Source organism: Marinomonas sp. SBI8L, from assembly GCF_001624705.1.
Lineage (GTDB): Bacteria > Pseudomonadota > Gammaproteobacteria > Pseudomonadales > Marinomonadaceae > Marinomonas.
This window is the reverse complement of record NZ_JSEO01000002.1, coordinates 273335-293154: the sequence shown is the minus strand read 5'-3', so window position 1 is coordinate 293154 and position 19820 is coordinate 273335. Positions and strand designations below refer to the sequence as shown.

14 protein-coding genes are annotated in these 19820 nt (G+C 38.4%); 6 read left to right on the top strand and 8 right to left on the bottom strand.

The features are described from left to right. Nucleotides 1-137 precede the first annotated feature (137 nt). On the bottom strand, nucleotides 138-797 hold the full coding sequence (locus OA91_RS03375; protein WP_063337160.1) for a peroxiredoxin: 660 nt from the start codon (nucleotides 795-797) through the stop codon (nucleotides 138-140). Nucleotides 798-1240: 443 nt separating this feature from the next. Here OA91_RS03375 and OA91_RS03370 point away from each other — a divergent pair, with 443 nt between their 5' ends. The 3 genes from OA91_RS03370 to OA91_RS03360 all read left to right on the top strand — a co-directional run bounded on the left by OA91_RS03370 (nucleotide 1241) and on the right by OA91_RS03360 (nucleotide 5401). Continuing rightward, on the top strand, nucleotides 1241-1762 hold the full coding sequence (locus tag OA91_RS03370) for a phosphatase PAP2 family protein (protein ID WP_063337159.1): 522 nt from the start codon (nucleotides 1241-1243) through the stop codon (nucleotides 1760-1762). A 12-nt stretch (nucleotides 1763-1774) separates the two neighbouring features. Then, nucleotides 1775-2851: an MJ1255/VC2487 family glycosyltransferase gene (locus OA91_RS03365; RefSeq protein WP_063337158.1), complete on the top strand. Its 1077-nt coding sequence runs from the start codon at nucleotides 1775-1777 to the stop codon at nucleotides 2849-2851. A 660-nt stretch (nucleotides 2852-3511) separates the two neighbouring features. After that, on the top strand, nucleotides 3512-5401 hold the full coding sequence (locus OA91_RS03360) for a methyl-accepting chemotaxis protein (protein WP_063337157.1): 1890 nt from the start codon (nucleotides 3512-3514) through the stop codon (nucleotides 5399-5401). 68 nt (nucleotides 5402-5469) lie between these two features. On the opposite strand, the gene OA91_RS03355 is transcribed toward OA91_RS03360, so the two are convergent. Further along, nucleotides 5470-6756, bottom strand: coding sequence for a DEAD/DEAH box helicase (locus tag OA91_RS03355; RefSeq protein WP_063337156.1), 1287 nt, complete (start codon nucleotides 6754-6756; stop codon nucleotides 5470-5472). A 407-nt stretch (nucleotides 6757-7163) separates the two neighbouring features. On the opposite strand from OA91_RS03355, the gene OA91_RS03350 reads away from it, so the two are divergent. Further along, complete coding sequence (locus tag OA91_RS03350; RefSeq protein ID WP_063337155.1) at nucleotides 7164-9209, top strand: MFS transporter; 2046 nt, start codon at nucleotides 7164-7166, stop codon at nucleotides 9207-9209. 87 nt (nucleotides 9210-9296) lie between these two features. Here OA91_RS03350 and OA91_RS03345 read toward each other — a convergent pair whose 3' ends face one another. The 6 genes from OA91_RS03345 to OA91_RS03320 form a co-directional block, all read right to left on the bottom strand. Then, complete coding sequence (locus OA91_RS03345) at nucleotides 9297-9755, bottom strand: DUF302 domain-containing protein (protein ID WP_063337154.1); 459 nt, start codon at nucleotides 9753-9755, stop codon at nucleotides 9297-9299. A 629-nt stretch (nucleotides 9756-10384) separates the two neighbouring features. After that, entirely contained in the window at nucleotides 10385-11320 is a 936-nt protein-coding gene (locus OA91_RS03340) for a hypothetical protein (RefSeq protein WP_063337153.1), read from the bottom strand. Between the two features lie 827 nt (nucleotides 11321-12147). Further along, nucleotides 12148-12543 (bottom strand): RidA family protein, encoded by a 396-nt coding sequence (locus OA91_RS03335; protein ID WP_063337152.1) that lies wholly within the window; start codon nucleotides 12541-12543, stop codon nucleotides 12148-12150. Nucleotides 12544-12665: 122 nt separating this feature from the next. Next, nucleotides 12666-13679: a helix-turn-helix transcriptional regulator gene (locus OA91_RS03330; RefSeq protein WP_063337151.1), complete on the bottom strand. Its 1014-nt coding sequence runs from the start codon at nucleotides 13677-13679 to the stop codon at nucleotides 12666-12668. A gap of 92 nt (nucleotides 13680-13771) precedes the next feature. Then, nucleotides 13772-14977: a bifunctional alpha/beta hydrolase/OsmC family protein gene (locus OA91_RS03325; protein WP_063337150.1), complete on the bottom strand. Its 1206-nt coding sequence runs from the start codon at nucleotides 14975-14977 to the stop codon at nucleotides 13772-13774. A 109-nt stretch (nucleotides 14978-15086) separates the two neighbouring features. Beyond that, entirely contained in the window at nucleotides 15087-15446 is a 360-nt protein-coding gene (locus tag OA91_RS03320; RefSeq protein ID WP_063337149.1) for a nuclear transport factor 2 family protein, read from the bottom strand. Nucleotides 15447-15795: 349 nt separating this feature from the next. On the opposite strand from OA91_RS03320, the gene OA91_RS03315 reads away from it, so the two are divergent. Continuing rightward, nucleotides 15796-17271 carry an HD domain-containing phosphohydrolase gene (locus OA91_RS03315; RefSeq protein ID WP_063337148.1) on the top strand — a complete coding sequence of 492 codons (1476 nt, stop codon included), beginning with the start codon at nucleotides 15796-15798 and terminating at the stop codon, nucleotides 17269-17271. 338 nt (nucleotides 17272-17609) lie between these two features. Beyond that, nucleotides 17610-19595, top strand: a complete 1986-nt coding sequence (locus OA91_RS03310) for a methyl-accepting chemotaxis protein (protein WP_063337147.1) — start codon at nucleotides 17610-17612, stop codon at nucleotides 19593-19595. The last annotated feature ends 225 nt before the right edge of the window (nucleotides 19596-19820 follow it).

Genomic DNA, 19820 nt, shown 5'->3' with positions numbered 1-19820 from the left:
CTAAAAGGTTGGGCAGGTAAAAAAAGAATGCTTGGTAGCATAACAAGTTTTTAAGTTTAAACAGGACGTTAAAAACTTCATAAAAAAGGTCGCTCACAAGGCGACCTTTTTTTAATTACATCTCATTTTTTATAGACTTAATCTGGTTGTTTTACTTTTCTTAAATAGGGTTTTACCGTTTCCCACCCATTAGGATAAATTTTTGCTGCCTCTTCATTATTTATTGCTGGCACAATGATCACATCTTCACCCTGTTGCCAGTTAACGGGAGTTGCAACTTTATGTTTTGCAGTTAATTGCATTGAGTCTATTACTCTCAAAATTTCGTCAAAGTTACGGCCCGTGGTCATTGGGTAAATCAAGATTAACTTAATGTTTTTATCTGGCCCTACAATATAAACTGCACGCACAGTGGCATTTGTCATGGCTGTACGACCTTCAGCAGAGCCAGCTTCATCAGCAGGGAACATATTATATAACTTGGCCACACTTAAATCTGTATCAGCGATAACTGGGTATTTGACGCCAGCACCACCAACATCCTCAACATCTTTTAGCCATTTTTCATGGTCTTCTTTTGAGTCGATACTTAGCGCAATAATTTTAGTATTACGTTTGCTAAACTCTTCCTGAATATTTGCCATATAACCAAGTTCTGTCGTACACACTGGTGTAAAGTCCTTAGGGTGTGAAAATAAAACCGCCCACTGATCACCAATCCATTCATGAAAATCTATCATCCCATGGGTTGTATCTACTTTAAAGTTTGGCGCTTGATCGTTAATACGTAATGACATCGTCTTATCCTTGGGTTAGTTAAACTATTATTTTTATTTGTAAGCTCTTAAGGAGCCTGTGATTAAGTCACCTCTTCTCAGTCTTTCCAGAAAAAATATCACACAAGGCGTTACTTTGACGTAATGTAGTTACCTTTCGAGAAGTGACAACACAGGGTGTTACTTTTTCTGAAAGACCCGAAGGGCGTGGTCTAAAAGCCCTATCTTTACGTTGAGAATCTCATTAATAGAATAACTATTAAGTTACGCTCCTCGCCATAAATCTAGCGGCTTTTATCCACACGCTGAGGCGGGAGGGCTTATTCTCAGGTTCCTTAACTATAGACGCTTATTTTAAAAGGCGTCAGCTTTTTTAGGCTGTCATAAACCCTTCTTAGAACTGTCACTTTTTATTCATATTGCCTTTTTAATATACCAATATAATCGAGAGAGTAGGACAGGTTATGAATATTATCAGCCGTACAGATATGCACCTGTTTCATTGGTTGTTTAGAAAAACAAACCATAAGAATTGCACCTTAGTTAGAGCAGTTTCTCACACTGGTGATGGCCACTATTACTTAATATTAGGGATAGTGCTTTGGCTCTTTGAACAAGAAGATGGTGCTATTTTTCTTTACACAGCACTGTTAGCTTATGCGCTAGAGCTTCCACTGTATCTGGTATTAAAAAAGCTCTTTAAACGGGATAGACCCTGCGACAGTTTGGCTAACCTTAGTGCTCATATTTCACCTTCTGATAAATTTAGCCTGCCATCTGGGCATACTGCAGCGGCCTTTCTGATGGCCTATTTACTGGCACATTATTACCCATCTGTTACCTATTTAGTTTATACCTGGGCCAGTTTGATTGGTTTATCACGTGTATTGCTCGGTGTTCACTACCCTACTGACATTCTCGCTGGAACCATTCTTGGCTTAAGCATGTCAGCCGCAGGCCTTCACTTATTTGTTATCCTGACTTAATGACGGAGTTATATGAAAATTTTTTATGGTGTTCAAGGTACAGGTAATGGCCACATCAGTCGTGCCAGAGTATTAGCTAAAGCCTTTAACCAAAGAGATGACATAGAAGTCGATTACCTATTTACAGGTCGTGATTCGGATAAATACTTTGATATGCAGGTATTTGGCCATTACCAAACTCGACAAGGTCTAAGTTTTAAGACTGAAAATGGCACCATAGCTAAATGGAAAACCTTACAGTCTTTCAAACCAAACCAATTTTTTAATGACATCAAAGCACTTGATTTAACAGGTTATGATCTCGTCTTAAATGATTTCGAACCTATTAGTGCTTGGGCAGCAAAAAAACAGAAAATCCCTTCAATAGCAATAAGTCACCAAGCTGCCTTTCTTAATCCAATTCCACAAAAGGGTAACTTTTTATATAGTCAATTGTTGTTAAAACAGTTTGCTCCTTGTGACATTAAGTTAGGTGTACATTATTACCACTTTGGTCACCCTATCATTCCTCCTTTTGTTGATGATCAAGGGAGTGATGAGATGTCTGAAAAAGATATACTTGTTTATTTCCCATTTGAAAATTTAAAAGAGATCCGCCGACTACTGCTCCCTTTTACAGGCTATCGATTTCATTGTTTTCACCCAGAATTAAAACAAGACTTTGATCAAGGCCATATCCACTGGCGTAAAACCAGTAAAGAAGGCTTTCATGAAAAGTTAGTATCTTGCGGTGGCGTCATTGCAAATGGAGGCTTTGAGCTTTCAAGTGAATGCTTAAAGCTAGGAAAGAAACTCTTGATAAAACCACTGCATGGACAATTCGAACAATACTCAAATATTGTATCACTGCAAAAAATGGGGCTTTGTCATACTATGCCAACGCTGGATTCAGACGCAGTCAAAGCTTGGTTAACCGAGAATCAGCCTGAAGCAGTTGGGTTTCAATCCGATCCAGCTTTATTAATCGATTGGATAGTAAGCAAAGAGTGGCACAATACGAAAGATATCTGCCAACAGCTTTGGAAAAACGTGCACTTCCCAACTTCAGTCAAAAATAAACTTGGCATTCACGATACTAAAATAACCTAAACAATTATTTTTACATTAAACCTTCTACAGACGGACATATGTATAAAGTGTCTCTAATGACATTCATTATGAGACCTTTTCTTACTTTTAACATATTCCTCTTTGCGAAACACTGTATTAGCAAGAACTACATTTTGTTACCTATAAATCACATCTCATATAAAAAATAAAATCAATTTTAATAGGCTTTAAAATCGCTAACCCCTTTTATAGTAAGGGCTACAAATGAATTTATTCATAAAACCCTACTTAGAAAACATCTTTTATTTGATATTTATCAATAAAAATAATAAGTGAACTTCATTCAAGTGCTTTCAATAAATAAGGCTAAATATTACATAATTTATCCTAAATGCGGCTAAATACGTACTTTTTAAGTTGCTTATAACTTTTATTATAATTTTAATGAAATCATGTAGATTTAGATAAATTTATACAATAAAGTATGGCTGCTAGATGAAATAACACTTTTTTTATAGGGTTTTTCCCAGCCAAATCTATAGCAAAAACTCATAGTTAAAACCGTTCAGTTCAAAATAAGTTTAATCTAAGGAAAGCTTAAATTTACTCTCTTTCAGCCATAAAAATTGCAATTAACTTTTTCTAAGGTGAATTAGGTCTATTTATATCTTTCCCTCAAGGATCTATTTAGAGAGAAATATGTTTAGCCATTCTTTAAAAATAAAAATTAGTCTAATCGCAACTGCTGCCGTTCTTTTTACCAGTGTTGTACTCACCTTGTTTTCTACGCAAAAACTTTCAACTGCGATGGAACAAAGCATGTACCAACGTATTGGAAGCATCTCCAATACAGTAAGTGATAGTGTCGAAACCTGGATAAACTCCAAGCATCAAATACTTAGCTCTCTTGCTGAGCAACCCTTAGATGAAGGAGTCTTTGTAAAGCAGCTTACAATGGCGATCACAGCGGGTAACTTTTCTTCTATCTATGCAGGTTTAAATGATGGAACTCGAGTTGGAACCAATGGTTTCACAAAGTTCGTCAACAATTATGATCCACGCCAACGCCCTTGGTACAAGAAGGTAACATCTTCTGGTGAAATAGAGCTGATTGGCCCATATAAAGATGTTAATACACAAGAAATGACCTTTACCATTGCTAGACCGATTTACGAGTCAGGCAAGGTACAAGGGGTTATGGGTGTCGATTTAAAAATTAAAGATTTATTCTCAGCAATCACCAATGTTGAGACAGGTAAAAATAGCCATATCTTTTTACTTAATGGCGAAGGCCAAGTTATCGCCCACAAACAAAAAGATCTCATTCAAAAAGATGTCGCTGATTTATATCAAGCCTTCTCCAAAGAGAAGTATCAAGCAGCACTTAATGAAAGCGCTTATTTAACTTTGAATAGCCAATCAGGTAATAAGATTCTTCATTTCTTACCGATTAAGGATTCTTCATGGGTACTTGGTGTAGAAGCAGATCAAGCAACAGAACTCGCTGAGTATTGGGAAACATTTTATACCCTAATGCTAATTAGTATTGGCTTTACGTTAATTGCTGTCTTTATGGTTAATTGGTTAGTCAATATTCTATTTAGAGATCTATTCTCTCTACGCAAAGCGTTAAATGATATTGCTAATGGTGATGGAGATTTAACACGAAGAATTAATATAAAAAGCCGTGATGAAGTTGGTCTAGTTGCTAACGACTTTAACCGTTTTACTGATAATGTTCACCAGATCATCCAACACTTAGGCGAAGTATCTAAAGGGGTTGCAGGACAAGCAGATTCACTTTCCCACTCAGTTATTGAAAACCGTCAACATATTCAACAGCAAATGCAAAATACCCATGAGGCTTCTAATGCTGCTGAAACGCTTAATGAGTCGACCAACCTAATTAGTAACAATGTCGAGACAACCACTCAGCAAATCTCTAGTACTTTACGCCTAAGTGAGGAAGGGATTGTGCAAATGAAGTCTAGTCAACAGTCTATAAATTACCTCGCGAATAAACTAACCGATGCCAACGAAGTTGTGACTGAACTTAATACTCAAGCACAAAGTATAGCGGGTATCGTTTCAACCATTGATGATATCGCCGAACAGACCAATTTATTGGCACTTAACGCTGCTATAGAAGCTGCTAGAGCAGGTGAAGCTGGCCGAGGTTTTGCTGTCGTTGCAGATGAAGTACGTAGCCTATCAAGTCGAACAAGTGATTCGACAACAGAAATTCAAACTATGATTGCCAATGTGCAACAATCCTCTATGAAAGCGGCAGAGCTCATGCGCGACAGTGCTGAACTTGCGACAGGTAGTGTGAGTGAGGCGGATCAAGCTCAGAAAATGATTGATGGCATTATGATATCTGTACAAGAAATTGAACAGATGACACAAAAAATATCGCTTGCGACTCAAGATCAAGTCCGTGTTCGTGATGACATTAGTACTCGTACAACCAATATCAGAGACTTAGCCGATAAACTGTCAGATGAAGCAGTATCAACCGAAAGCCAAGTAGATGAATTAAATCGTTTATCATCAAACTTACAACAAGAAACCAGTAAATTTGCTGTATAAATTGATGTCAAAAAAAGGGAATAGACATTTGCTCTATTCCCTTTTTATTTAATTCGAGTCGATTTACCTTAATCAGTAGCGTTCAACCATACATCAGCAGCTTGAGCGGATCTCTTTTTACGTTTTTTCTTCCCCGTTCCTTCTGGTTTAGCCATCGGTTTATCAAGCTTAGGAATAAGACTTTGGTCCACTTCAAAACCTTCTACTTCTTCCCTTTCTAAACGGATTTTGTTCTTTTTCTCTATCACTTTAAAGTGGTGATAGTCTTCATGATCAATTAAAGATAAAGCTAAACCGACTTCACCCGCACGACCACTTCGACCAATACGATGCATATAGTCAGAGGGGCTTCTAGGTAAGTCATAATTGATAACTACTGGAAGCTTTTCAATATCGAGTCCACGGGCGGCAATATCGGTTGCAATTAAGACATCTATTTCACCTGCTTTAAAGGCATCCAGCACTTTATTACGAGCGCCCTGCCCCTTGTCGCCATGGAAAACATCAACATAAACACCACGTTTTGAAAGTTTGTCAGCAAGGTGCTCACAAGCATTTTTTGCATTGACAAAAATAAGTACCTGCTGCCATTGATACTCTTTAATCAAATGAGCGAGTAATGCTGTTTTTTGTCCTTGATTAACGGTAAACACACGTTGTACGAGTGAACTTGCATCTGCACTCTGTAATTGAATCTCAATAGGGTCTGTGAGTAGTGTTTGGGTTAATGCTTTAACTTGCTCTGGAAAAGTTGCTGAAAACAATAAGGTTTGCCTTGATTTAGGCAAAAGCGCCAACACTTCATTGATTTCATCTGTAAAACCTAAGCTAAGCATGCGATCAGCTTCATCAAGCACTAACGTTGAAACCTTATCCAACTTCACCGCATTTGAAGAAATTAAATCTAACAATCGCCCAGGTGTTGCAACTAAAATATCCGCACCACCTCGTAAAGCCAGCATTTGAGGGTTAATAGATACGCCACCAAAAACACAGACAGTCTTAACATCACCATTAAGGTGGCTAGCATAAGACTTAATACTATCCACAACCTGTTTGGCAAGCTCACGGGTAGGCACTAAGATCAAACCGGTTACAAAGTTTCCCTTATTCGTTTTGCTCTTTGTTATATCTTGTTTTGAACGATAAGTATTTTGCAGCAAAGGCAGAGCAAAACTTGCGGTCTTACCTGAACCTGTATTGGCACCTGCGATCAAATCTCGTCCTGCAATGATATGAGGAATCGCCTCAATTTGGATTGGTGTTGGCTGCTGATAGTCCAATTCAATCAGCCTATCAAGCAAAGGTTGGATAAGATTTAATTCGGCAAACTTAGTTACTACACTTGTGTTCATTTAGATAAGGGCTCAAAGCTAAAATAATAGGCGCGCATTCTATCTTATTTAGCGCCTCACCAGCTAATTTTAAGCAAAAAGTTATCGCTTTTTACAAAAGCATTTTATGAGTATCCTTCCTATTAATGTGGTTAACTCTTAATCACTTCATTTATCAAAAATCTACCTAAAAACGTCATAGTAAAATTAGCCTGGCTCGCAAGCCTAAATCTATATATGACAATTAGATTTTCGCGTATTTTTTCTATTTCCCCCCCTTTAGAAACTGTTATTTTGTCGCTTTCAGACTATTCTGAGCTGATGTTAAATTTAATGATTGACTCGGAGATTCTTTAGGGCGTACATTTGCCAAAATTTTAACCCATCAACCAAAGCCATCGGCCCATTACCTGTTGAGATCTTAGCCCATGACTGCAACACTTCTTTCTTTACTCGCACTGTTTACCAGTGGTTTTGTGATCTTTTTGAGCCATGGATTAATCAATATCCTATTGCCATTAAGATTGAGTATAGAAAACGCCAGCGCCGGTAGTATCGGTATGATTATGTCCATGTTTTCCGTGGGCTTATTGTTAGGCGGCATTTACACGCGACGATTGATTATTCGTGTCGGTCACATTCGAGTTTACAGCGCCTGTGCTGCACTTGCTGCTATTAGTATCTTGATATGCTACCTATGGCTTAATGAGTGGGTATGGGCTGTCATGCGAATTCTCATGGGGTTTTGTATTGCTTCTACAAACATTGTTTCTGATGGTTGGTTAAGTGAAAGAGCCACCAGCGAAACACGTGCACGTATTTTGGCGACCAATCAAATTGTTGTCTTGCTAGCCATGTTCCTCGGATCTTTCATGATCAACTTGGCAGATATCAGTGATGCCACTTTGTATATCATTGCCGGTCTTTTACTTTGTGGTGGCGTCGTTCCTATTGCTATGGGTAAAGCCACAGCACCAGAAGTCGAAGATACAGCACCTATGCCGATAATAAAGTTAATTAAAACGTCACCAGTTGGTGTTACAGCTGTGCTTATTTGTGGCTTTGTCTTAGGGTCATTATTAAGCATGTTACCTGTTTATGCGGGGTCTAAAGGTATTGCAGGATTAAACCTATCTTTGCTTGTAGGTGCAGCGATCATTGGCGGTGTGATTTTACAGCTTCCAATAGGCTATTTAGCCGATCGATTTGAGCGTCGTAAAGTCATGCTTAATATCGTGCTCTTCTCAATGGTTTGTACCTTAATAACGCCTTATATTTTAGACTTTGACCTTTTCATTGTGTCTCTGGTGTTAATCAGTTTAAGTAGTGGCATTGTGTCAAGCTTGTACCCGCTAGGCATTGCTGAAACCTTCGACCGTTTGCAGCAGAATGAAATGGGTAGTGCCATTGGCGCTATGATTATTATATATGCCAGTGGTGGTATCATAGGGCCTTATACTGTTGGTTTGGTCATGCAGCATATTGGCGTGGACTACTTCTTCACCTCTTTAGCAATAATGCAGCTAGTTTTTGCCTTCTTCATTGTTTATCGAAGCCGAGTTCGACGTTCGATTCCAACCGAACAACAAGAGGCTTTCGTTGCACAAGGTGGCGCAACCGGTTGGGTAAGTACCGAGCTTGACCCTCGTACTGAATATGTTGATACCGTTACTTTGAGCCCAGAGGCTCAAACTGCTGTCGATATCGCTATGATAGATCCAAAGCTTGCTTTAAAGATGGTGAGTATTTTAGCCAAAGCGGACCCTGATCATATTCTAGACATTGCTAAAGCGGTGGCTGGTGTTGAAGGGGTTGATGTAACAGAGCTATATCAAAGGGTAAATAGAGAAGACCCTGATAATCAACAAGAATTGATTCAAACCATTATTACAGCGACGCCAGAATCGACTACAGACCTAGTTAATATGGTCTTTGAAGAAGCGGAGTCTGAAGATATTGCTGAACTTGCCACTGTGATGACAGAAGCTGACCCTGAACACAGTTTGGAGATTATCGAAGCGGCAACAGAGGCAGTTATCGAAGATAACCCAGAAGTGGTTGTCGAGATCGCCGAAGCTTACGCAACGAGTGCGGCAACTAACCTTGAAGAAATGCGTTATGCCGATCGTCTTGCCGATGATGGTGATGTGGAGCAGACCATTACGGATATGGTTGAAATGATCGCAGAGAAAGCACCTGAGCATGCTGAAGAGGTAGAAGCAGTTATTCCTGACATTGACCCTTTCATTGAAGTGAGCGATGACCTTGACTCGGAAGAGAACCAACCAGCTGAGACTGAAGAAGAAGCGTCTCTCGATCAAGAAGAAAGCGCTGAATCTGAAAAACTGGCGTCAGAAGCATCTGAAGAAGCTTCTAAAGGATCAGCAACAGATACGCCAGATGATGTTTCATTAGATTCAAACAGTGACTCTAAAGAAGCACTTTCAGACAAAAAAGACGAGCCTAAAAGCTAACGATAAACCTTACTATCCTGAAACTAAAAACGCCTGGTCACTTGAACAGGCGTTTTTGATTAATACCCTTTCAAATACTGATTTCAGTTAATTCGCCGCCGCACGGGTAAGATTTGCTAATACATTAGAAATTTTAGTGATTACTTGATCACAACCTTTAATCGCATGCCTCTCTTTGAGATGAGCTGGTGCATTATAAGTTACCCAAGCTTGGCCTTTATCATCTTGCCAAAACAAGGCTTTTTGCGGCAAGTCTATTGCGACGGTTTTAGAGCATTGCATTAAGGGTGTACCAACTTTAGGGTTACCGAAAATAATTACCTGAGTTGGCACCAACTTAAGCGCCACCTTCTCAGCATTTTGCTCATGATCTACCCTAGCAAATACATTAATCCCCTTCTTCTTTAAAATAGTTTCAAAACGGTCTGCTGTTTGCTTCACCGTATGCTGGCTTTTAATACTCACTAAGCCTACCCCATGATCATCTGCAATAAGCGCAGAAGAAAGTGAGAGAGCCAAAACGCTCGCTGAAATGTATTTCATCATAGATCTAACATCCTTTTGTTTGTTATTAGCCTCATTCAAATGCAATTTAGAATGCACTAAAGAGCTCAGATTTAACCTTGGATGCTATTTAGTTAAGTTAGTTCTAATTTAATAGCAGATAATTAACATTTTTGTATAAACTGGCAAGATCTATCTTTATAAACAGATATAAGAATGAGATGAAATTATACATCCATCATAAAACCCTAAACACAGTGAAAAGCAGTTATGAAAGATCTGTGCCTAAATCAAATTAAAATAGACATATTAAATACTGCGAGCTGATATTTTATGCTCGGCCTAGCCGGGTTATTTTTACTCTGATTCCTTAAAAGCACCATTAATTGTGCCAGCTTAACACCCAGTACCAAAGATCACTAAGCAAGCACAATTAACGCTTTCTTTTACGTGACCAAATCACCTAACACACCATTTTTTCTTCTCCGCCGATGTATACATATCTCAAGCCTCATTAACTTGGCTTTATTCCTTGTTATAGGCTTTTTCTATTGCCTATAACAATAGGACTAAAAAGCGTTTTAATGATTTTTAGGTTTTGTTATGGACTTAGATGCAGAAGAAGACTAAACTGCTTGATTTTAAATCTTATGAAGAACTTACCTTAGAGGTTACCAATCTTCTGGTTTTATCGCTAAACCTTTTGTCCACTCTCGCCCATGCTTCTTTTCCGTTGGTACATAAGCCCCAGTTGACGCGACTACACGGCTAACTGCTCCATTATTTTTAAGAAGCTCACCAGAGTTACCCATATCAACACTGAATAGTCCACTTGTCTCACCAAATGCGGTGTTCTGCTCACTCTTTCCGCCAAATTTGGATTCATTTGTGAGCTCACCTTCCGAACCTCCTTTTATATCTCTAATCATATCTTTCGTTAGTTTCCTTGGTATAGTGAACTCTACAATGTAAGATACCCTATTCTGGTTTTTATCAGTTTCCTTTTGATCTCGCCTAAAGTAATGTAGTGCTTGCCCTAGAGAGCCACCATGCCCAACCAATTTTGCTTGATCCCATGCAAATTTTGGCAGGTTCCTATAAATACGCATATCATTGTTCCAATGTCCCAACCCCTTCGCTGTTGGTTTGTTGTCATTGCCTTTTGTATATTCATAATGTTGATGTGGGATTGCTATTAATTGGTCTTCGTTACTATTTTCAGACCCTTCAATGAGGTACATATCTTGACTAACTTGATATACCAATGAATCTTTACTCCGAAGTCTTAATTCACTTTTCCTATATTTATCTAACAATTTCTGTTTTGCCGATTTTCCTTTTTCGTTAATTGTGTATATATTTGTTCTGTTACTACGATTATAAAATACCTTTGGTAATAATTGCTTTTTTGCTGCCGAGAGCATGGCGGCCTCTATATCTGCGTCTTTTATCTCTTGCCCCGCTACTTTGAGTGTTCTTTGTGTAACAACTTCAGAGCGATTAGCTACAGACCAATAATCTTGTTTATCATTACTTTTCTTTGGTGGAGATGAATTAGCAACCGCTCGCCTATTATATTCTTTCGACTTCTCTATTTGTGCATACATATTTCAACCTTTTAAATTTGAATTTATTCATTGTTATAGGCTTCCTTTCATTGCCTATAACATCCCAGTAAACACCCCTAAATGGGGCGGTGGATTTTATTCGAGCTATATCAATATCACTTTATGGCTCAATAACGCCTGATTTGGATATTATTGAACCATGCTCTTTTAACGCTACTGTCCCTATAACTCTAACTCGTACCCCAAATAAAACTCCTGTAATCCTCTCCATTATTCAGGCCAATCGCTTAACTACCTCCAGCTAAAATTCACGCCCTTTGATCTCAAACCTAAACTAGCATTCCTGCATAGAGTTATTATTAATCGCCACCCCAATCACAGCCTTGGCAGGTTTAACTAAACCTTTTATTGATTACGACACTTGAGCGAGTTTGTGGGGCAGAAAGCAGTTATAGACCAGAACGAATCACTGTCACTGCAATTAACTAATAGCATTTAGCTTTAGGGGGTGATGTGCGTGCGTAAGGAGCTGAGATTGAAATTGAAGATGCTTTGGCTACTACTATGTTTGGCAAGCGGTTAACACAAACTATGGTTCGAGCTGGATATTTGTTGTGAACGGTACGGATGAAGGCCCTGCTACCACTAATTAACTAATTTGGTCGTGATTCCTTAGAAATCACCAGAGCATGCTGAAGATATAGAGTCTGTTACTCCTGAGATTGATCCTTTCAATGAAGTTAGTGATGGCTTGTAAGGTAAGTAATTTAAATAATGCTTAATTAAAAACGCACGATATTTATCGTGCGTTTTACTTTGTTATGAAACCAGCTTTACTTTGTTATGAAACCAGCTTTACTTTGTATTTAGTCGAATGCAATTGCTTCAACTTCAAACATCAAACCAGGAACCGCAAGGCGCGTCACTTCAACTAGTGTCATCGTTGGGGTTGTACCAACTTGCCCGAACTTTGCGCCTAAAATATCAAAGTTCTTCATCGTTTCATCCACATCTGTAGTGAAAATAGATAACTTACTAATGTTGGTCAGTGTCATCTCTGCATTTTTTAATACAGCGTCTAGATTATTTAGCGCTAAATCCATTTGCATACGCATATCTTCAAGATGCTGTGGATTGCCTTTATCATCAACGCTGGTTTGTCCTGAGCAGATTAACTGTCTTTTAACGTCTTGAATAATTTCACCTTGGTTGTAACCAAGTGCTTGTGACCAGTTCCATGGGTTAACAGCCGTACGTTGCATTATGAGTCTCCTATTGTTGATTGATCGATGCGATGTTTAAGTTTTCCATCCGCACCCTTCACGCTATATTTGCGTTGAAACAATAGTGACATTGATGACTGACAACCCTATGTCAGTAGCTTTTATGAATACCAATGTTTATATAATTGCGCCGAAAAATCTTTTAGCGCTGATTTAATCGATTCGCCACTAATTACCTCAATATCATGGGTGTACTGTAAAAGCCAACGGGCCATATACTCTGGCACTGGGGTTAAAAATCGCATTAACACCCCTCTTTCATGTCTTTCTTCACTGATAAAACCAAACATATAACGCTGCTCACCCACAAAACGAGCAATGTCAGAACTAAATATTATCTCTACTTCTTCTAATTCATCTCGCCCTGGTTGCTCATTCAAATACTCTTGCAAGGTTAATCGACTATGTTTAGCAAATTGCTCTGATTGTGGTTGAAAAGCACTGACACGATCTAATCTAAAGTCACGATACCCTTGGCGTAGACGACACCAAGCAATGAGATGCCAATGCCAGTTATAATAAAACAAACCAATTGGCTCGATATTCCTAAGCGTTATTTGATCGCTATTCAAAGCCATATAATCAATTGCTACAACTTGTCGTCGAATCAGGACAGTACGACACTCTCTTAACCACTTATCACTACTCGCTAACATGCCTCCTTGATTTACTTCTTCCTTATTTTGTTCGCTTGTTTTTTGGATCTCATCCATCGGAAACTGACTACCTGTCGGAAAGACTTCAATATCACCGTCAAAAGCACTTAAGAAATCTTTATCAGCATTATCAATAACTGATCTGATTTTATTTAGCGCAAGTTTAAAGTCTTTTAAGGAATCATTATCAAGGCTTGAGACTAAAAGCTTTTCTCCTAATAAAAGAGATGCCGCTTCGTCCAGTGTAAAGCTGACTGGCGGTAATCGATAACCTTGTTCAATAAAATAGCCAACACCCGCTTCTGCCCCAATAGGGACACCGGCATTCTCTAAGGTTCTTATATCTCGATAAATAGTGCGTTCAGAGACATCAAAATGCTCAGATAAAAAGCGAGCAGTTACGACTGAACGGGTTTGTAATAACAATAAGAGGGACGTAACGCGATCAAAACGATTCATGAATTTCTAATTTAATCTGAAGAAGTGGCTTATGGTTATCCTAACCAGCAAGAACACATAATGCCACGACCTCAAAAGTTTACCAGAGACTTTTACTCTTCAATTAAATGAGTCACCACTTTTGGATTATTATGAAGAGTTCTGTGAACTGGGCATCGATCAGCGATTTCCATCAACCTTACCTTTTGTTCTTCTGTTAGAGCGCCAACTAGCTGGACTTTCCTGACTAATGCTTCAATCTGACTTCCCTTTTCTGCGGCATGGTCTGCATCGTCTAAATAGCTCCTATCATGGAATAAGCTAACTTCAACATGCTCAAGTGGCAGCTTTTTATGATTAGCATACATTCGAATAGTCATAGCAGTGCATGTACCTAGCGCGGCAAGAAGGTGCTCATAAGGATCAGGACCAGAGTTCTGTCCTCCCACCTTAGTTGGTTCGTCCGCAAACCATTGATGATGATCACTAAAGACCTGTTGTTGAAATTTATGATCTAACTCGGCCACACTAACATGACCATTAGCTACATCTGGCCTTTTTGTCTCAGCGATAGGAATATAGCGACTTGCCCATCCCGAAATGGTTTGGGCAACATACTCACTATCAGCAGGTTTAGATAATAAATGGTCCGCGGTATCAAGACTCACAAAGCTCTTAGGATGTTTTGCCGCTTTATAAATTTTCTCAGCATCACTTATATCTACCGTGAGATCCACTGGGGAATGCATCACTAGTAATGCTTTATTAAGATGTTGAATATGCTCTGTTGTTTGATTATTAAGGTCATCTAAGAACTGTTTTTTAATGGTAAATTCACGCATTCCAAGGCTTACTTTCGCTTCACCTAAGCTTTCTATCGTTTCCAAGTGAGCGTCAAAATTGTGAATTACATGACCTGCTTCATGGGGTGCACCTATTGTCACCACCGCTTTTACTTTTGGAAGCTCTGACGCCATAGCAAGAACGGCAGCGCCACCTAAACTATGGCCAATAAGAAGCTCTGGTGCCTGATATTTCTCTTCTAAGAAGCTTGCCGCTGCTAATAGATCTTGAGTATTAGATGAGAAATTTGTATTGGCAAAATCACCATCGCTGTTGCCCAAACCGGTGAAATCGAATCTAAAAACAGCAAACCCATGTTGTACTAGGTAGCGGCTTATGCGAGAAGCAGCAGCGATATCCTTTCCACAAGTAAAGCAGTGGGCAAATAGCACATAAGCACGAATAGCCTGATCTGGGCTTTCAAGCAAACCAGCAAGTGTTTGTCCCTGGCTTGAAAACTCTAGTTTTGTTCTCATCAAACGTCCCCTATTAGTTTTAACATTGAAATCTATCTAGTTAGTGATTCCATTAAGGCATCCAAAGTTCCCTTAAGATTCAATATTCGTAAAGACAGGCATCGTAAAATTAAAAAGCAGACTTCCATTGCTCTGTATCAATGAACCAACGCTCTTCAAAAATTTTATTAGCATCAAATTTAAAGAGAACAACTAAATGAGACTCAGCAACCTTATCTGATCGCCACTCAACAAGTGAGACGACTTCTCCCTGCCCTTCGATATGCCGCAAACCCATAATCTCAAAACCTGGAGGCAGTATTTTATCAATATGGTTTAAAGCAGCTCTGAAATTATGCTTTCCCTCAAGCTGATCAGACTGTCCAGGCATTACAAATGTCATTTCATCAGTATAATCATTTACTAAGTTTTCAAAATCATCTGCGGCTAACGCTTCCCACCCAGACTGCACTACATCAGCTAAGCTCATCATTTCCTCCTAGGCTTCAACTAAAAGCATTATGGGTCTAAAACTAAATAAGCAAGACCTTAATTAACTATAGATGGCTTCCTATTATTTGTAGAAATTGGCTTAAGACTATTCAAAACTGAATTGGACAATCAACAAGTACACAAAAACTCACTAAATAGTCGAATAAGTATTCAGTTTGTTAATTTTTTATATCCTCACCGGGAACCTAGGGATAGAATTCACGGTCTTTACCTAATATTGAATTAAAATTTTACGGTAATGGCGATGTAATGAGCTTGATAGACTTCATGTCTGGTTAAACAATAATATTTCTCATCATTCGACTTTATTAACTACGGACTCATATATGGGCTCACATACGATCAACACGCATTACAATGCTTCTTTAACACTAAAGCTCTATATTATAGCCGGCATTATTTTTGGCTTGTACGGCAGTCGTGTTTGTCCATTTTTAGAAAGTTTATCTGCTTTAGAAATTTTTACACATGTCAGTATTATATTTTCAATTCTCTTTTTAACTCGTCACTTTTTGCTTAAAAACCATACATTTGTAAAAGAGACACGGTTAGCCAAGTTAGACAGCGGCCTCTTTCTTATCGCGAGCCTCCCCGTCGCGCTGTATTACAACTTCAGTTATAGCTTTCCCCTAGATAGCAATTTAAAAGTGCTATTTGGTATGACTTTATTTGGTTTTTTTACTGGCACAATACTTCAACTTTCAAGCAAACTGCTGCAGATGGACGAAATGGATAAGTCAGGAAAGTTCGACTTCAACCTAGTCGGCCAAAGAAGCTCCCTTGTTAAACAAATGATTTGGATTGTGGTGCTTCTTCTAATCACCCTTTCCTTCATGCTAACCATGGTTGCAGTAAAAGATGTTTTTTGGTTAGAACAAAACCCAGGAAGAGTATTAGATGGCAGTGGTAAAATAAGTGTTATCAAAGAATTCGTCTTTTTATCTGCTGTGCTTGCAGGTTATGCGATTAGTATCATGTTACTTTGGAGCAAGCTCATCAAACGTATTCTCTTATCTCAAGAGCATTCCTTACAACAAGTTACTCAAGGCAATATAGATGTCAGATTACCTATCTTCTCTCATGATGAATTAGGCTCTATGGCATCACTCACAAACAGTATGCTTGATAGCTTACAGACAGCTCAGTCTGAAGTTAAAACAACGCGAGACGTAGCAATTGTAAGTTTATCCGCTTTAGCAGAATCAAGAGACAATGAAACAGGCGCTCACATTATTAGAACGCAAGAATATGTCAAAGTCCTTGCTGAGCACTTAAGCCTAACGGATAAATATGCATCGTTTCTAACGACTAACTATATCGAATTACTTTATAAATCGGCACCATTACACGATGTGGGTAAGGTTGGGATTCCTGATAATGTTTTATTAAAGCCGGGTAAGTTAACGGACGATGAGTTTGAAATCATGAAAACCCATCCACAAATAGGTGCTGAAGCACTTTCTACGGCCGAAAAACAGCTTGGCAGTAGTTCATTCTTACGTGTCGCAAAAGAGATATCCCTTACTCATCATGAGAAATGGAATGGTTCTGGCTACCCAAATCAACTAGCAGGAGAAGATATACCTTTATCGGGCCGATTAATGGCACTAGCAGATGTTTATGATGCTCTGATTTCTAAACGCGTGTACAAACCAGCGTTTAGTCATGACAAAGCTAAAAGTATTATTTTGGAGGGAGATGGAACTCACTTTGACCCAGAAGTGGTTAAAGCGTTTCTAGCAGTTGAAGATCAATTTGTAAGAATTGCAGCTGTCTATAAAGACGCAAAAGACATGGAGTAAAACAATATCAATAAGGCCTATTTTATAAGTGGGCCTTAAATAGCTTAGCTTTATATTTATCTGTGTCATTAACCTTCAATAACCGCTTACTTCCCCTATTTACTTTCTATTCATTAAGTGCATTGCCACTAGCAGCCGAGTATTAAGCCCGAAAGCATTGAAATAGTATTCACTTAACGGCACTAGTTTTATTCAATTTCTTGATATCAAACATGAAAACCAACTTACAATTTTTAACTAGATAGCTATGAATCATATAAAGAATACACAGAGTCAATCAATTTAAGCTGCTACTATTAGATTCAATTTTTACTTATATGACTTATTTGCGAGGGATTATGCACTTACTTAACAACTTATCTTTTAAAAAGAAATTGATACTTCTTGTGATCTTCCCTCTTCTTGCAAGTTTATATTTCAGTTATGCAAAAATAAGTTTACTTGTAGAGTCTCAGGGTCAATTATCAAACATCAAACAGTTATTAAGCCTTACTGTTGCTAATAATGCTTTAGTACACGAGCTACAAAAAGAACGAGGCGCAAGTGCCGTCTTTCTTGGCAGTAACGGCACAAAGTTTAAAACAGAACTTAACGCTCAGCGAAAATTAACGGATAAAGCCAAAGAAAATTTTGATGCCTATCTCAAAAGTTATAATAGTAATAATGCACAAGTAAATTCAATTATTGCTAATATCAAAAATAAGTTATCTCAACTGAGTAACATACGAGATAGAGCTGATAATTTATCTATCAAGCTACCAGAAGCCATTGGATATTACACATCACAGAACAAGGTTATGATTAGTTTAAACGGCCTTCTGCCTACTTTGAGTCCTACAGAAACCGTGACTAACTTTATCGCTTATTACAATTTTCTTGAGGCGAAAGAACGTGCTGGTATTGAACGAGCCGTTGTAAGTGGGGGCTTTGTTCAAGATGAGTTCTCGCCTGCGGCTTTTCAGAAATTCACAACCCTAGTTGCATTACAAAACACCTATCTAGAACAGTTTGAGGTTAAAGCGTCCGAAGAAGCAGTCAAAGCATTCCAGACCACCTTATCAGACCCAAGTGTTATTGCCGTCGACAAGATGAGGAAACTTATTGCTGATATTGGCCAACAAGGGCCATTTAATACAGACGCTTCAGTATGGTTTAAAAATGCTACCACACGAATTAATCTTTTAAAGAGCATAGAAGATTTTCAGACAAAAGAAATCAAAGATAAAATAGCATCGTCCTTGAATACTGCTAATAATGATGTCATCGCAAAAATAATCATTGTATTAGTCGTATTAGTATTAACTTCAATCATAATCACCAGCATTTTATCGAATTTATTAAGGCAGCTTAAAGCCCTATCTAATACAGTTGAAAGCCTGAATAATGACTTTGATTTAACATCGCAAACAGAAGTCTTTAGCAATGATGAGCTTGGAGATGTTGCTAAGGGGTTAAATAAAGCGCTGAGCACCTTCTCTCATGCTATTTCAGAAATTAAAAATAATAGCCAATCTCTATCCGCTTCTGCCCACCAATCAAGCAACATTATCAATAACAATGTTGATAGTTTACAAGGGCAACGACATGAAACCTCACAAGTTGCTAGTGCTGTAGAAGAAATGTCGGCAACAACTCTAGAAGTTTCAAAAAATACTGATGAAGCGATGAACTCAACACATGAAGTGAATAGTAAAACTGTTGAAAGCCAAAAGATTGTTAGTGGTGCATTACAAACCATTAATGAGCTTGTAACTGAAGTTACTGAAGTTGAGGGTCTTATCGCTGGCCTGAATTCAACCGCATCAAATATTACTCAAGTAATCGATGTTATTAAGGGGATCGCAGAACAGACCAACTTACTTGCGTTAAATGCAGCAATTGAGGCCGCACGAGCAGGCGAACAAGGCCGAGGGTTTGCCGTGGTTGCAGATGAAGTAAGAACCTTAGCGCAACGGACACAAGACTCCACAATTGAAATAGAGGATATTATTAATAAGCTTCAAGGTGAGACTAATATTGCAAACAATAAAGTATCAGCTACTCAAAAACGTGCTGCTGACAGTATTAAAGGCACTCATCAAATTGAGCTTGCTTTAGATAGCATAGTAACGTCTGTTTCAAGTGTTACTCTGATGATTGAGCAGATAGCCTCTACTGCGGGTGAACAGGTAAAAGTAACCGAGGAAATTAACCATAAGATCAGTGACATTGATGTTAAATCTGAAAGTGTCACGTCTGGCGCGAGAGAAGTCTCGAATGTTGCGAATGAACAAGCGAATATTGCAGACAATTTAAATAAACTTGCCGCTAAATTTATAGCTTAAACCCTAAGAAAATTAAAGTTCGATCATCCTCAACAATGCAATAACCATGTAAAGCATTTTGTTTAGTTACATGGTTATTGGGAGGATTTCTTTGATCAACGCCTCATATGAATAAGCTCAGAATTTTTATCAACAAGACGTTTAAGAAAAAGCCCACAGCCTTTGAAAGAAATACACACAGAATCTGTGGACTGTTTTGCTCCTTAAAAAAACACACAACCAAAA